We start from the raw sequence: 14,959 nt of genomic DNA, 5'->3' as shown, positions 1-14,959 counted from the left end.
CGGCCGGCTCATCTGCGATCCTGCCCCCCCGTCCAAGTGATTTCAAACATTCGATCCCGTCTCACCTTCCAAGATTCGTTCGTCGTTTATACGGCGCAGCTCGCTACCGAACCCATTCGCCCAACGGGCGTCAGTCGAACACCACCGACAACTCGCCAGTCTCCGACCGAGCCACGTCCCCGGCCGCAGCTAGCCGCACGACGGAAGCCTCGACAGTCGAGCGCGCCTCCTCGGTCACGCGCTGCCACCCGAAGGTCTTCACGACCTGCTGGGCAAGCGGGTCGATGTCGATGGAGCGCGCGTCCTGAATGATGTGCGCGACTGCGAGATCGAGTTCCTCGAACGGGATGTGCTCGAGCTTGCGGGGCGGCAGTCCGCGAACGGGAACCCGAACGTCGGGGCGTGGCTTGCCCGGAAGACGGCACACGTCGTCGTTGCCGGGCGACACGGAACGCCCGTCCACTTCCACGGCACGCAGGACGTCCTCCGCGATCTGCCGGGTCGCGGCCCGGAGCCGCTGGATGCCCCACTCGTCCTTGAATCGTTCGAGGAGAACTTCCTTGTGGACCGGGGCTTCCGTCTGGATAGCCTTCGTGAAGAAGGACCGCAGATCACGTTTGCCCTCGGCGGTCTTCACGTCGCGGACCAACCCGCCGTAGTCCCGGTACCGTCGATAGTCGGTTACCCAGTCGGGCTTCGAATCGAAATCGACGTCGACGACCTGTACTTCAGGCACCGACACCGTTCGGTCCACAACGAGGGTGGGCACCGACCCGTCGGCCGCGATCGCTTCCTCGATCGCGGCACGCAACCGCTTCTCCTGCACCTCTCGCTCCCGCCACCAGCTCAGCCCCCAGATCCGGTGGATCTCCCAGCCGAGGTTCCGTAGCACTGCTTCGCGCAACCGGTCACGGTCGCGTGCCGTTCGCGACGAGTGGTACGCGGCACCGTCGCACTCGATCCCGATCGCGTAGCTCCCCGGCTTGTCGGGATGCCGCACCGCCATGTCGATGCGGTAGCCGGCCACACCCACCTGCGGGACGACCTCGTATCCCCAGCTGCGAATCCGGTCGATCACCTGCTCTTCGAAAGGGCTCTCGACGTCGCCGAGGCTGTCCTCGAGATCGAGTGCCAGCGCCTTCTGGCCGCGCTCGGCGAAGTCCAAGTAGTTCTTCAAGTGCCGGATCGCCTCGTTCGACGTTGCCGACATGTGGGCGGCCCGGAAGGACGAGACGATCTCGACGCGCTGGCGAGCACGGGTGATCGCGACGTTCAGCCGACGCCAGCCGCCGTCCCGGTTGAGAGGACCGAAGTTCATCGTGAACTTGCCGTTCTCATCCGGGCCGTAGCCGAGCGAGAAGATGATGACGTCACGCTCGTCGCCCTGCACGTTCTCGAGGCTCTTGACGAAGAAGCCGTCGAGGCGATCGTGGTCGCCGAGCAGGTCCGCGAGCACCGGGTGCGCCGCGGACTGCCGCTCGATCTCGGCCTGGACGGCGTCGGCCTGCGCCGACGAGAAGGTCACCACGCCGAGCGATTCACCGGGGTGGTGCTCGGTGAAGTACAGCACCCGCTCGACGACCTTGGCGGCCTCCACCGGGTTGTCCCGACTGGTGCCGCGCCGATAGGTGCCGTTGACGGGGATCAGCTCCACACCGAGGTTCGGCGCGTCGAATACGGCACTGGGGAACGTGAACAGCTTCCCGTCGTAGAAACGGTAATTCGAGTAGGTGATCAGATCCTCGTGACGACTGCGGTAGTGCCAGTTCAACGGCAGCGACGTCAGTCCACCGGCACCCTTCGCGAGGTCCAGCACGGATTGGAACACGTCGAGCTCGTCGCCATCCTCGTTGTCCGCGATATCGGTGGATGCCGAGAAGAAGTCCGTGGGCGGGAGCTGCTTCTGGTCACCGGCGACGATCAGCTGCCGCCCACGATAGACACAGTTGACCGCGTCCGACGGCAACACCTGCGACGCCTCGTCGAAAATCACCACATCGAAACGCATGTTCGGCGACAGGAACTGCGACACGGTGAGGGGCGTCATCATGAAGCACGGCTTGAGTTCCTGTGCCAGGGAATCGGTTTCCTCGAGCAGGACACGTACCGGCTTGTGCCGGGTCTTCTTCTCGGCCTCGCGGACGATCACCTGGGCCGCACGACTCGTCAACGTCCGCGGCGCACGTTCGTTGCACCGTTCGATCACCCGTGCGTGGGCGTCCTTCATGAGTGCGTGGTCCAACTGCCGGAACCGTTCGACCGCGCCGTCGCGGTTGTCCGCCCGGTACCCAGCCAGTCGCAGGTCTCGTCGGACAGTCTCGTCGATCCACGCCTCAAGGGCGGCATACTCGATCGACTGGGCGACGGTCTCGGCCGATCGACGCGACTTCCGGAGCTCTGCGAGTACCGGCCCGAAGCCGGCCTCGTCGGCCCAGCTGTTCTCGCGCACGTAGGAGCACCAACTCTCGATGTCCGGCACCGCGGTGGCTTCCAGATCGGTCAGCAGTTCGACGGCGTCGTCGATGTCCGCCGTCAGATCCACTTCGACTTCCGCCTGGCGCGCCGGCGTGAAGTGCCGCACGAGGTTGCCGCATGCACGGTGCCACCGTTCGGTAACCTCGTCCAGCTCGGACGCCGGCATGGTCACGAAGGCGAATCGGCTCGCGGCAGCGTCCGGAATCCGCATGCCGACCGCCGAGCGCACCTGTTCGGCCCAGTCCAGCCTTGCGGCGATCCCGGCGAAGTCGGAGTCCATACCGAGCTCGATGCCCCCGAACAGCGCACGATCTCCCGCCGAATCCGCCGCAAGTTCGAGCAGGTTGGCCCGGACGTGCGCCACCTTCTCGAGGTAGTCGCTCGCGAGGCCGATCGAGAGCTCGTTCTGCGCAACCGCGCACACCTGGACGAGCGCGGAACGTACCGGAGCGATCCGCTCGGTCGCCTCCATGGCCCACAGACCGACCTCGTCCACGGCCCGGTCTTCGACGGCCGAGAACGGCACACGATCGTCCAGCTCAGACATCGTTGTCCGCCACCGGTCGAGAAGCCCGGACAGCCGCTCCGCGATCAGGACCAACGCCGGATCCGGCACGCCGTCCCGGCCGAGCTGGTGTGCCAACTTGCCGGCGTCGACGTCCACGCCGGCGAGTTGCGTTGCTCGACGGGCATTGTCGAGCGCCGAGCGCAGTGCATCGAAGTCGGTGGCGAAGCCGGCGTAGGAGGCCCCCAGTCGAGACGAGTGCGCGTTCGCGCCGGCATCCATCTCCCGCACCGACTGTTGCCAGCTGGCCGCCTCGTCGAGGCGCGCGATGAGATCCTTGTCGACCTTGCCCGTCACCGTGACCGCACGCAGAGCCTTCTTGTCCGTGCGCGCAGCCTTCGACAACTTGCGGAACCCGGTGTGCACCTCGCGGAACCGCACGGTGAGCGCGGCGAGGTCCAGCTCCAGCGCCTCCGGGGTGAAGTGACCGCGCATCGCTTCCTCACGGCGGCGGGCGTGTTCGACGAGACTCTCCATCACGGCGATCGACCCGGATACCTGGTTCTGCAACGCCGCGTTGAACCAACTGCTCTCTGGTCGGTGCGTAGCGGCACCGAGAAGGGCCAGTTCCACCAACTCGCCCGCACGTCGCGCAGTCATTCCAGCGGATGGGAGACCGAGCAACGTCGCCAGCTGAGTGGCATCGGAGACCAGAGGTTCCACCTGATCCGTGACATCGGCGAGCTGGCGGTTCAGGGCGTCGATCGAGCTCGGCGTCGCTGAGATCCCAAGCAAGGGATCCGAGAGGCCTTTCCTCAGCGGCTCGAGCCACGACGCCTCGAGATCGTCCCATCGCGGACCAACCGTGCTCTCCAAGTCCGCAATGCCGTCCGAAATCTGCTCCACGGCCGAGCGTGCCTGCGCGAGACGCTCTCGCGCCGGGACCAGAGAGTTGCGGGTGAACCAGTCGACTGGAACATCGACCCGATTCTCCAGGAGCCGAAGTAGATTCGACCGCCGCTGCAACCCCTCGGAGTTGCGTGGGAACCTGAGATTCGTTTCGGCGTCAGCGGTGTCGATGCGTGTCGAGAGGGCCGAGCCGGCCTCGGCGCAGTCACCTGCCGCCCGTTTGAGGTCGCGCGCCTCCGGGGACCCGAGATCGTCGCGTTCGAGCCCGCGCCACAGATAGTCGTCGCCCCGCTCGGTGACATGCCAGAGATTCCCGAGCAAGCGGGCGTGCGCGCGGAGCGCCGCGAGGTCTTCGGCGGTCATGTCGTGCCGCTGCGACCCCGCGATTGCGGAGGCGTCGACGTGTTCCGACAGCGATTCGATGCGACCGACGACCTGGAAGACCGACATCCCCAGGGGAGTGCGAACCTCGTTCATCGCCACCGCGAACGCGGTGAGTTCTTCGCGTGTCCGAACGAGATGGCCCGCCTCGAGTTCGGTGAAGGTGCGTGCTGCAGAGGCCCGGGTCTTGAGGGTCGCGGCGAGTTCCTGCACGACGGCCTTGCGGGTGGCCGCCGCACCGTGGAGCTCGAAGAGGAACTGCCCCAGCCCGGCGCCACGCAACCGGTCGCGGACGACATCGAGTGCCGCGGCCTTCTCACTGACGAACAGCACCGACTTTCCGGTCGCCATGAGTTCCGCGATCATGTTGGCGATCGTCTGACTCTTGCCGGTGCCGGGCGGCCCGTCCATCACGAAGCTCTTGCCGTTGGCCGCGGCCAGAATGCACCGGCGCTGACTCGAGTCGGCATCAAGGATGCTGAACATCTGTTCCGGAGGGCTGATGTCGTCGAGCCGGTCCACCGGCACCGGGTCGAACGCGAAGTCACCGGCAGCGGGCGCATCCGGGCCGACCGCGAGCAGCTGGACCATCGGATGATCGGCCACTGCCGCCGCGTTGTTCTGCAGATCGCGGAAGATCGCTTCCTTATGGAAGGTGAACGTTGAACACACCGCCCGCTCGAGCAGCGCCCACCCCGGGCGACCGTCGATCGCGGACTCGACTGCGTCCCAGAGGTCTTCGATATCGGCGGTGTCAGGATCGACGTCGGGAAGGTCGATTCCGAACTCGTCCATCTTGAGTTTCAGCGCCGGGTTGAGTGAGACATCGTCGTCCGTACGAAACAGCACGAAGGGCGAGTCGGTTCCGGTCCGCTTGAGCTGAACCGGCACCATCAACAGTGGACTCTCGACCGCAGCACCGTCCGCCGGATCGACCCAGCGCAGCACACCGATACCGAGATACAGCGTCCAGACGCCCTTGTCGGCGTATGTCTGCTGCGACAGCACATCGAGCCTGCGAAGTGCCGCCTTCAACGTGTCGGCAGTCTTGTTCGCCACCGTGATGGCACCGGCCGGAGGACGCGGGTCCTCGGCATCCGTGGCCGGCGCGTACAGCGGAGCCTCGCCCTCGGTGACCAACTCGAGCAGATCGATCCCGGTCGGTGTACCGATCTCCAGGGATGCGCTCTTGGTGTGCTTGAAGTACAGCAGCCGCTGACGTCGATCGAGCGCCAGCAGATCCTGGCGCCACACCTCGAGCTGACGGTTGAGTCGACGAGCTACATCCCCTGACATGCCGTCCGAGACCACGTCCGCTTCCCCACCGATCGGCATCTCCGCCACCTTGCGTCCCCTCCTGAAGATCATCAGCGGATGAACTTTAGCGACCGACACAGGCAGGATGGTGACTGCGTCGTGACCCGATCGTCCGGCACAGGCGCAGCGAGATACCGTTGACACCCACCCGCCACCCGACTTTGCAGCGTCCGAACCGTAGATCCGGCCGGCGCCGGACAGGGGAATCATGACCGAGCACGACACCACCGACCAGCCGCTGCAGCTCGATGGCGCGTTCGCGATCGCGACCGACAGCCGCGAGCAGCTGCAGGCCCTGAGCCTTCGCACGCTGACCGAACTCCTCGGCAGCGCGCCGGAGGTTGACGAGGACGGCGACATCGCCATCCCGGTCCACGGCTTCGGGCTCTACGTCACGGTCGCCGAGGACGGTCCGCAGCTGCACGTGTGGGCGTCGATCCTGTCGGAACTCGGTGACGGTGCCGCGGCCATACAGAACCTGCCGGAACTGTCCGCCGAGTGGCCGCGTCTGCGCTTCACGATCGAGGACGGGCACCTGCTGGTCTCGACGCTGGTCGACGCCGACCCGTTCGCGCCGCAGCACCTGATCAACCTGGTCGACGAGATCCACGAGCTCACCCACGACCTCGACGACGACTTCGCTGCCAAGCTCGGTGGCGTCCTCGACTGCGACGCCGACGACGACTCCTACGCCGGTGGCTGCGGCGGCTGCGGCGACGACTGCGCGTGCGGCGACGAACACGACGCCGGCGACCTCGGGGAGACCATCCCAGTCGGAAAGCCGTCGAACTGACGCTCGCTACTCAGTCGCCCGCTGGGCGTCGGCTCGCACCGACGTCCAGCCGGCGATGAGCGACTCCATGTCGCTCCGGCCCCGCAGCGCAGGCCGCTCGCTACTCGTCGAGGGCGCCGGCACGTTGTCGCCGGCGAGGAACGGCCGGATCAGGTCGATCGGCACCGGGAACACCACGGTCGACGTGCTCTCCCCACCCAACTCCCCCAGTGTCTGCAGGTAACGCAACTGCAGTGTGGTCGGATTCCGGCTGATGATGTCTGCGGCCTCGGCGAGCCGCGACGACGCCTGGTACTCGGCCTCCGCATTGATGATCTTGGCGCGCCGCTCGCGCTCGGCCTCCGCCTGCCGCGCAATCGCCCGCTGCATGTCCCGCGGAATCTCCACGTCCTTGATCTCCACGGTCGTGACCTTCACGCCCCACGGCTCTGTCTGCTGATCGATCACCTTCTGCAGGTCCTCGTTGAGCCGCTCCCGCTCCGCCAGCAGGGCATCCAATTCCGCCTTGCCGAGTATCGACCGCAGCGTGGTCTGCGCGATCTGCGACGTCGCCGCGAAGTAGTCCTCCACCCCAACGATCGCCCTGTCCGCATCCACCACCCGGAAATACGCGACGGCGGTGACCTTCACCGGCACGTTGTCCCGGGTGATCACCTCCTGCATCGGCACGTTCAGCGTCACCGTCCGCAGACTTACCCGCACCATCCGATCCACCGCCGGGATCAACAGCACCAGCCCCGGACCGCGCAGGTCGACGAGCCGTCCGAGTCGGAACAGCACGCCGCGCTCGTACTCCCGCAACACCCGAACGGCGGCCGACGCCACGATCACCGCGAGGAGCGCGACGACGATGACGGCCAGAATGATCGTGGTCAACATGGCAACTCCCACGGTTCACGACGACGCACGCTCAGCGTCAGTCCACGCACCCCCTCGACGACGACGGACTCCCCCGTGCCAGGCGTCTCGGTGTATCCGAACTCCATTCGGGCGCGCCACAATTCGCCGCCCAGCTCCACCTGGCCCTGGCGGCCGTCCCAGCTGCGGACCAGCGCATCGGAGCCGACGAGGGACTGCGCGCCGGTGCGCACGGGCTCGCGCCGCGCAGTGAGCACCTTCCGGCCGGTGACGGCGACCGCGCCGAGTCCGACGACGGCGACACCCAGCGCCACGGGTAGCGCGATCTCGAGTCCGAGTCCCCCGGAGGTGAACAGCAGCCATGCCCCTGTTCCGGCGAGCAGGGTGCCGGCCACGCCGAGCGCACCGTAGGTCGGAACGTGCGCCTCGATCACGATCAGCAGCACGCCCACTACCAGTGCCAACACACCCAATGCAGCCATCAGCGGTCACCTGCGAGGACCCGGTCGCCTCGCGTAGCCACTCGCGATCGAGCCCTCACCGTCAAAGGTATGCCCGCATCGTCCGGGGTGCCACCGTGTCGCGCCCCGCCGCTGTCGGTACCTGGTGCAATCATCGCCACATGCATCTGCTCGACGACGGGTTCGCGCCACCGGAGGCCTGCGTGCAGTGGTGTCGCGCCCGCGCCTATCCGCTGCACGTCCTCGACGACAGCGCGCACGTCGACCTCGACTGGTGGAACCACCACCTGCACGAGCACAAGCACGAGATCGTCCTGCACGGACGGGATCTCGACGGTCGGGTGGTCGACCGCGGCATCGCCGTCGTCCAGCGCAACGATCTGCAACTCGGCAGCGAACTGGTCGACTCCGAGCACGACGCCCTCGGTCTGCTGTTCCTGTGCGCGGCCTGGCGCAGCGCGCACCGCAGCCGCCGGGCGACCCGCCGCCTGCCCGACGTCTTCAACCCCTACGCCGAGCAGGAACCACTGGCCAAGATCAAGAACGTGCTGGACCGGTGAGCCAAGGACAAGCGGATCCCCGAACCGTCGGGTGACGCTTGGTCGGGCTGGCCGGACATGCCCGGCGTCGGGGTGCCGCTTGTGGCGCTGTTCATGTGGGCGGTCGGAGTGCGACGCGACGGCGTCCGCGCCCAGCTGATCGACCAGCATGGCGTCTCGACGCTCATCCACGAGGGCTGGCTCGAGGAGCCATCGGTCAGTGGGTTCACGCTCCGCCGCTACGACCGCTATCTGCAACTGCTCAGCGCCTGGGCGATGCAGGTGGGCACCGACCCGGAGCTGATCGAGATGTGGTTAGTGCAGCGCTGGAATGCCCGCGTGCAGGAGGCACGCAGCGGCGCCCGCGCCGAACCGACGCTGTTCTGAAGCCCCTGCAGCACTTCTCGGGGACACTGGCCTCATGCCGACCAATCCCGTCACGATCACCGTCACCGGCCACGCCGAACGCTTGATCGCACCCAATCGCGGTGTGGTCCATCTGAACATCGAGTTCGAGGCCGCCACCCGCGCGGAGGCGGCCGACGCCGCGATCTCGTCAGCCGCCGCCCTCACGCAGCTCGTCGGTTCGCTCGAGAAGGACGTGGGCCGGCCGCTGCGCCGCTGGTCGCTCGATCAGATGCAGCACTCCCGCTACCGCCCGTATCACCCACAGGGCAGGAAGCTGCCGTGGAACTACCGGTCAACGGCCACTGCGGCCGTGACGTTCCGCGATCTCGACGCCGTCGCCTCGTTCGTCGACCGGGCATCGGCTATCGAGGGCGTCAACATCACGCACCTGGAGTGGAAGCTCACCCGGACGGCCCACGCGAAAGCGCTCTCGCGCGTGCGGGATCTCGCCGTCCGAGACGCCCTCGCCAAAGCCAAGGGCTACACCCGAAGCCTGAGCTGTAAGCGCTTCGATGCTGTCGCCCTGGCCGACCCGGGCATGTTGAACGCCGGCAAGCGCCCCGACATCGGCCCACCGATCATGCGCGCGATGGCCGCGTCGGCTCCGGCGCACGACGCCGACAGCCCCACCGTCGAACTGCGACCCGAGCCCTTGCGCATCCGGGCCGACGTGGAAGCCCGGTTCGAGGCCTACTGACGCGGCTGGTGCCGTCCGCTCTCAAGATGCACTCCCGACGAGGAAGTTGGCCCCGACCAGAACGAGGACGCCCACTGTCAGAGCCACGTACGTCCAGTCGAGACGTCGGACGTAGTGTTGCATCGCCGCAAGCAGTCCCGCGATCGGCAACAGCGCGAACATCAACAGCCCGGACACGATAGCGGCGGTCGCCACACCGGTGAACGAGGTATGACCCGCCACCATCCCGATCGACGTCACCGTCACCGCGATGGTGGTGCCGACCCGCAGCAGACGCGCAAGACGGGAAGCAAGACCGCGGTCCGCGTGCATCACGCGCCCACATTCGTGATGCCGGTGGCCGTCATCGCCATCGGTACCGCGAGTAGGACGAGGACGGCGAAGAACACGACCCGCAGGTGCGCCGGGTTCGCGCGCACCAGCACCTTGGCACCGAGAACCGAGCCGAGGACGGATCCGACCACGACGGGGGCAGCGAACCCGAGGTCCAGGTCGCCGCGGATGACGACCGCGGCGGCCGCGCCGGCTGCGGTGATACCGATCATGAGATTCGCAGTCGCCGACGAAACTTTGAGCGGCAGCCGCAGCGCCATGTCCATGGCCGGGATCTTGAGGACCCCGCTGCCGATGCCGAGAAGCGTGGCGAGCATTCCCGCACCGAACATGGCCGCCAAACCTGCGCCCGGTCCATGCACGATGTACGGCGTCTCGACGCGCTGGGGACCGGGAAAGCTGGAATGCAGGCGCAGTTGGGTGGCCCAACTCGTCGGCGCCACATTTGTGGGCGCGGATCTGGGGTGTCGCGTCTGCAGCATCTGTCCGGCAGAGACGACGAGCACGGCGGCGAATAGTCCGTACAGAATTCGTTCGGAGATCGCGCCGACTGCCAGCAGCCCGACCAGCGCGCCGAGGGACGCGGCGATCTCGAGCACGATGGCGAGCCGAATGTTGGTCAGCCGCTTGACGAGCAACGTCGGGCTGCTCGCGCACGAGCAGGCAACGACCGAGACGAGGCTGATCGCTACGGCGGCGCCGAACGACAGGTGAGCCACGGTCGTAAGAAGCGGAACCAGAAAGATTCCGCCCGCCATCCCGAGGGCGCTGCCGAGGCCGGCCGCGAGAAACGCAGCGATCAGGAGCGCCGCTGTTGCACCGACCGTCACGGCGTTCCCGGGTGCCGGTGCAACTGTGTCTCGAAGGTCACGGCGTCGCCGCGGTAGTGCAGGACCTCGTAATCGACGGGCCGGCCGCCGGTGGTGAGCGATGTCCGCTCGATCCTGAACACAGCATCACCGACCGACACATCGAGTGCCGCAGCGATGTCAGCGTCGGCCAGGCAGGCCCGCAGCCGGTACGTCGCCTCGACGAGCGGAAGGCTGTACTTGTCCTCGAGGAGGGTGAAGATCGGCGTGTCTTCGAGATCGTCCTCGGCGATCCGCCGGCCCACCTCCGGAACCAGATAGGTCTGATCGAAGGAGATCGCCCTCCCCTCCGCCCGTCGCACGCGTTCGATGAAAGTCACCGGCGAACCCAACGGGACGTCAAGTTCAGACGCGACGTGACGCGCCGCTGCGACGGTCTGGACACTGACCACCTCGGCGCTCGCTTCGAGTCCCAGCGCGTGCATGTCCTCGACGAATCCGGTGAGCGCGGTCAGCGGCTGCGTAATCTGCGGGGCGGCAACAAAAGTGCCCGAACCATGCCGGACGTCGACCAACCCGCGCGCGGCCAGATTCTGGATCGCCCGTCGCACCGTGATTCGACTGACGCCGAACTGGCGAACCAGCTCCTCCTCGCTGGGCAGTCGATCACCGATCTGCCACTCGACCCCGATCCGCTCGGCGAGTGCTTCCTCCACCTCGGCATACAACGTCACCAAATCATTATAACGTCATAATCTAAGCGTGCAGGGGGCGAGGCGGTCGGAGACCCCAGACGTCGATGCAAGGCTCGAGGCGAACTGACCGGACGGATCACACCCATTCCACGCCCACCACCCGCCCGGCTCCCCCGACGAAGCCGCGGATCAGCCCTATCGCACGGTCGCGGAACCGGTAGGTGGGCAGCAACGCGACCCGCTGGGCAGGGTCGTAGGCGAGCAAACCGATCCGAATACCCCTATCCCACATCGGGACGGACAAATCACACCGACGTACCGTGACCGCGGATGCCCTGCATTGCCAGCGGGCCGCCGCCGAGTACATCGTCGGACGTGGTGGGGACTACGTGTTCACCGTGAAGAACACTCAACGAGCTCTCCGGAATCTGTTGAAGGCGTTGCGCTGGAAAGAGGTTCCCGTCTCATCGTCGATCGGTGAGCGTGGTCGCGGGCGGCGGGAACGACGCACGATCAAGGCCACCGAAGTCGCCTGAGGCTTCGGCTTTCCGCAGGCGGTGCAGGTGTTACAGGTCCGTCGCACCGTCACCCGCGGCGGCCGGCGAAGCGTGGAGGTGGTCTACCTGGTCACTTCGATGCCGATGGTGTCGGCCTCTCCGCTGCAGGTCGCGGCCTGAGTTCGGGGTCATTGGGCAATCGAAAACGACTGCACGGGGTTCCTGATGTCACGCTCGACGAGGACCGCTCCGCCGTCCGCACCGGCACTGGTCCGCAGGTGATGGCCACGATCCGCAACACCATCGTCAGCGTCCTCCGCTTGGCCGGCCACGACAATATCGCTGCCGCGCTACGGCATCACAGCCGCAGCCCGCTCCTGCCGGTAGACCTGCGTCATGTGGCTTGACGTGCGGCTGTGCGACTTTGTCTGGGCACTGGGCCCTGGGCGTCAGGCCGAAGTACACCCGTACCTACCGATAGCGTCGGACGGCTGGGATAGGTTTCCGCCCATGGCAAAGTTTCCCAAGGTCCAGCAACAGAACATCGCGGTCTTCGGCGAGTCGGGGTCGGGTAAGACCGTGCTGGTCTCGTCGTTCTACGGCCGCACCCAGGAGGGCTCCTTCAAGAACGACCTCTGGGATCTGGTTGCCGACAAGATCGGGCAGGGAGTTCGCCTGTACCAGAACTACCTCGGCATGAAAAACAGCGCACAGACGCCCCTGCAAACCCGCTTTGCCAACACCACATACGACTTCTCGGTCAAGCTCAAGACCGGCGATAGCGACGAGGAAGAGAAGCGTCCATTCGACGAGTTGCACCTGGCATGGCATGACTACCCGGGCGAGTGGTTCGAAGACGATCCAAGCAGCGAGGAAGAGGCCCAGCGCCGGATCGACACCTTCAGGACCCTGCTCAGTTCTGATGTCGCTCTTCTCCTCGTGGACGGACAGAAGCTTCTCGATCACCGCGGGGAGGAAGAGAGGTACCTCAAGTCCCTCTTCCACAACATCAACCAGAGCTTGGCTCAGCTCAAGGACCCTCTCCTCGGCGATAACGGGCGGCTGATCGAGTTCCCCCGGATCTGGATCCTGTCGCTGTCCAAGGCCGATCTGCTGCCCGACTGGGACGTGAACACGTTTCGCGATCTGGTCATCCTCAAGGCCGCTGGCGAAATCGAGCAGCTGCACTCGACAATCGCGGACATGATCGACACGCCGGACGCGCTCTCCATTGGCGAGGACTTCATGCTCCTCTCGTCCGCCAAGTTCAAACTCAAGGCAGAAAGCGCAGAGCCGGTCAAGATCGACCTGAAACAGCGCATCGGCCTCGACCTGGTACTCCCCATCGCCTCACTTCTGCCACTAGAGCGCCGGGTCCTGTGGGAGAAGAAGATGGAGCTTCCACGGAAGGTGGCTGACAAGCTCGCTGACGGGGCGGACGTGATCGCAGCGGCCTTGATAGGTGAAAACTTCGCAGTGATCGAGAAGCTCCTGTGGGCGTTCGCCAAGAAGAACCCGAAGGCCGCGATCTTGGTCAAGGCTCTCCCGATGCTCGGTGATGCGATCAAAGTGGTCGGCCCGAAACTCAAAGAGATGAACGAGGAGGCGCGCGCGAAGCACCAATACCTGCGGGCCATGCTCACACAGTTCAAAATCGACCTCGACCAAGCGGTGACCGACAACGTACTCAGGAAGCAAAAGTGACTGCGGACGAAGTGTCACGGTCACGCCTCATCTGGGCGACTCGGGGCCGGAACTGGGGCTTTCGATTCTTGCTCGATGCAGGCCTGGGCGATCCGCTTCCACAGTACGAGCGAGCATTCGCCGAACTCGCGGACGAACCCTCTGGGTGGCGCCGCAACGGTCACGTGGTCGCAGTGCGATTCCCGGACCCGCAGGGGCGACGAGACGCAGCGGGACGAGTCATCCCCCACGAATTCGTGGTCTTCGGAGACGGGGCTGACGTCGTGAACTCCGTGTACGACGGGGAACAGCATCTATGGCCACTGGTCGAACAATCCTTCGAACATGTGTGGGACGCCGATACGACGCCGTCCGTCGCCGACCTGCGCTTCGAATGAGCCGCCTCAGCTGATAGGTAGGAGAGTTTGTCAAGAGGGCATGGTGAGGGCGCCGCCGGGGAGCTACCCCGATGGCGCCTCGCAACTTCCTCGGCCAGAGCGTCGAGGATCCCGGTGTCGGACACTCGGGCATGCAGGGGCGAGGATGAGGCTGCGGGCACGCATCGTTCCTGGTTGTGACGATTGTGTAGAAACTTGAATCATCACCGAGACGGTCGTGCCGCGCCCCAATCGCCGTGGCTTGTCGGGCGCCATCTCGCCCTGAAGTCGCATTCCAGCGGGTAACACTCATAACTTTGCCGCGAAACTGATCTCCCCCCCCCCCTGGAACTGTCGAGAACCTGGTTTGGTGCGCGGGGCGCCAGGATCGGTTCCCTCCCAGCGGAAGAAAACTTGAGCAGTGCTGCGGCACCGAGCAATTAGTACGAAGTCGAGCGTTTTGTACACAACACGCTCGACCCGAACTCCGTCCCTGCTGCGGCCCACTCGCACACGGTCTCGTCCCCGGACGAACTTGCACTGGGCCACGACCGGCGGCTATGCGTACCGATCGTGGCTCCCTCAACGATGGACCAGGTCGCCTTCCCGCTGCGTGAGGGGTCTGACGACGAACTCGGCCGATGGAAGGATCACGCCCAGGTACGGAAACTGATGCGCTTCGCTGCCGTACCGATGCCCGAACTCTGTGTGGCACACGGAGAGCCTGCGACTTGGTCGAAAGGTTTTCGGTGCTACTCACGGCCCACGACCGACTTCGATCGCACGTCACGTCGATCTCGGCTACTGCACGATTTCGTGTTCACCTCGGACCGGATCTTCCGCCAGGTGGACCGGCTGGCGACGGCCTACTCGACCACCGTCACGACGCATGGCTGCGCCGAATGCCGAGGCTGGCTCCGCCGACGGCGCGCCCGGTCCATGGCGTTGCTTTTAGTTGCCCTGCTCCTGCTCATCGCCGTGCCGATGGCACTGGCCGAGTCTTCGCAAGACGGCCTCGTAGCCCTGTCGCTCTTCACGGGGCTTGGCATGCTGGTTGTCACCGCCGCGTCCGCGCGTTGGCATCTCGAGTTCGCCCGCACCACCGTCAGCGATGACGGCGCGCGCCTGATCATCGACAAACCCCACCCCGAGTACGCGCGGGCCGCGGTGGCGATCGGCGCCGCACGAAACCCGCCCGTCGATCGCGCCGAAGAGCACTAGG

Annotated in this window: 14 protein-coding genes; 7 read left to right on the top strand and 7 right to left on the bottom strand. The window is 65.9% G+C overall.

The features are described from left to right. Window positions 1-130 precede the first annotated feature (130 nt). A complete protein-coding gene (locus ABEU20_RS11045; protein ID WP_420164449.1) occupies window positions 131-5,638 on the bottom strand; it encodes a DUF4011 domain-containing protein in 5,508 nt (1,835 codons plus the stop codon). 157 nt (window positions 5,639-5,795) lie between these two features. Here ABEU20_RS11045 and ABEU20_RS11040 point away from each other — a divergent pair, with 157 nt between their 5' ends. Next, on the top strand, window positions 5,796-6,380 hold the full coding sequence (locus ABEU20_RS11040) for a T3SS (YopN, CesT) and YbjN peptide-binding chaperone 1 (protein ID WP_420164448.1): 585 nt from the start codon (window positions 5,796-5,798) through the stop codon (window positions 6,378-6,380). Between the two features lie 6 nt (window positions 6,381-6,386). Here ABEU20_RS11040 and ABEU20_RS11035 read toward each other — a convergent pair whose 3' ends face one another. Together ABEU20_RS11035 and ABEU20_RS11030 are read right to left on the bottom strand one after the other, a co-directional pair. Continuing rightward, window positions 6,387-7,256 carry a slipin family protein gene (locus ABEU20_RS11035; RefSeq protein ID WP_420164579.1) on the bottom strand — a complete coding sequence of 290 codons (870 nt, stop codon included), beginning with the start codon at window positions 7,254-7,256 and terminating at the stop codon, window positions 6,387-6,389. Next, window positions 7,253-7,720, bottom strand: a complete 468-nt coding sequence (locus tag ABEU20_RS11030; protein ID WP_350317225.1) for an NfeD family protein — start codon at window positions 7,718-7,720, stop codon at window positions 7,253-7,255. Before ABEU20_RS11030 ends, ABEU20_RS11035 begins: the two co-directional genes overlap by 4 nt. Window positions 7,721-7,860: 140 nt before the next feature. Here ABEU20_RS11030 and ABEU20_RS24830 point away from each other — a divergent pair, with 140 nt between their 5' ends. From ABEU20_RS24830 to ABEU20_RS11020, 3 genes are read left to right on the top strand one after another with little or no spacing between them, the layout of a single operon-like run. After that, entirely contained in the window at window positions 7,861-8,259 is a 399-nt protein-coding gene (locus tag ABEU20_RS24830) for an 8-oxoguanine DNA glycosylase OGG fold protein (RefSeq protein WP_456300333.1), read from the top strand. A 57-nt stretch (window positions 8,260-8,316) separates the two neighbouring features. Next, window positions 8,317-8,625, top strand: coding sequence for an 8-oxoguanine DNA glycosylase OGG fold protein (locus ABEU20_RS24825; protein ID WP_456300332.1), 309 nt, complete (start codon window positions 8,317-8,319; stop codon window positions 8,623-8,625). A gap of 34 nt (window positions 8,626-8,659) precedes the next feature. Beyond that, a complete protein-coding gene (locus ABEU20_RS11020; RefSeq protein ID WP_420164447.1) occupies window positions 8,660-9,343 on the top strand; it encodes an SIMPL domain-containing protein in 684 nt (227 codons plus the stop codon). Between the two features lie 21 nt (window positions 9,344-9,364). Here ABEU20_RS11020 and ABEU20_RS11015 read toward each other — a convergent pair whose 3' ends face one another. The 4 genes from ABEU20_RS11015 to ABEU20_RS11000 form a co-directional block, all read right to left on the bottom strand. Next, window positions 9,365-9,658, bottom strand: coding sequence for a hypothetical protein (locus ABEU20_RS11015; protein WP_420164446.1), 294 nt, complete (start codon window positions 9,656-9,658; stop codon window positions 9,365-9,367). After that, complete coding sequence (locus ABEU20_RS11010) at window positions 9,655-10,506, bottom strand: sulfite exporter TauE/SafE family protein (RefSeq protein ID WP_420164445.1); 852 nt, start codon at window positions 10,504-10,506, stop codon at window positions 9,655-9,657. Before ABEU20_RS11010 ends, ABEU20_RS11015 begins: the two co-directional genes overlap by 4 nt. Further along, window positions 10,503-11,219, bottom strand: coding sequence for a GntR family transcriptional regulator (locus tag ABEU20_RS11005; protein ID WP_420164444.1), 717 nt, complete (start codon window positions 11,217-11,219; stop codon window positions 10,503-10,505). Before ABEU20_RS11005 ends, ABEU20_RS11010 begins: the two co-directional genes overlap by 4 nt. 97 nt (window positions 11,220-11,316) lie before the next feature. Continuing rightward, window positions 11,317-11,445 carry a hypothetical protein gene (locus tag ABEU20_RS11000; protein ID WP_420164443.1) on the bottom strand — a complete coding sequence of 43 codons (129 nt, stop codon included), beginning with the start codon at window positions 11,443-11,445 and terminating at the stop codon, window positions 11,317-11,319. Window positions 11,446-11,500: 55 nt separating this feature from the next. Between ABEU20_RS11000 and ABEU20_RS10995 the strand changes: the two genes are divergently transcribed. The 3 genes from ABEU20_RS10995 to ABEU20_RS10985 all read left to right on the top strand — a co-directional run bounded on the left by ABEU20_RS10995 (window position 11,501) and on the right by ABEU20_RS10985 (window position 14,958). Beyond that, window positions 11,501-11,716: a hypothetical protein gene (locus tag ABEU20_RS10995; RefSeq protein ID WP_420164442.1), complete on the top strand. Its 216-nt coding sequence runs from the start codon at window positions 11,501-11,503 to the stop codon at window positions 11,714-11,716. A gap of 471 nt (window positions 11,717-12,187) precedes the next feature. Beyond that, a complete protein-coding gene (locus tag ABEU20_RS10990; RefSeq protein WP_420164441.1) occupies window positions 12,188-13,381 on the top strand; it encodes a TRAFAC clade GTPase domain-containing protein in 1,194 nt (397 codons plus the stop codon). A 1,172-nt stretch (window positions 13,382-14,553) separates the two neighbouring features. After that, complete coding sequence (locus ABEU20_RS10985) at window positions 14,554-14,958, top strand: hypothetical protein (RefSeq protein WP_420164440.1); 405 nt, start codon at window positions 14,554-14,556, stop codon at window positions 14,956-14,958. Window position 14,959 lies beyond the last annotated feature (1 nt).

This window comes from Rhodococcus parequi (assembly GCF_046042785.1).
GTDB classification, from domain to species: Bacteria; Actinomycetota; Actinomycetes; order Mycobacteriales; family Mycobacteriaceae; genus Prescottella; species Prescottella parequi.
Note: the sequence above shows the minus strand (reverse complement) of the source record. Positions and strands in the feature narration are given on the sequence as shown.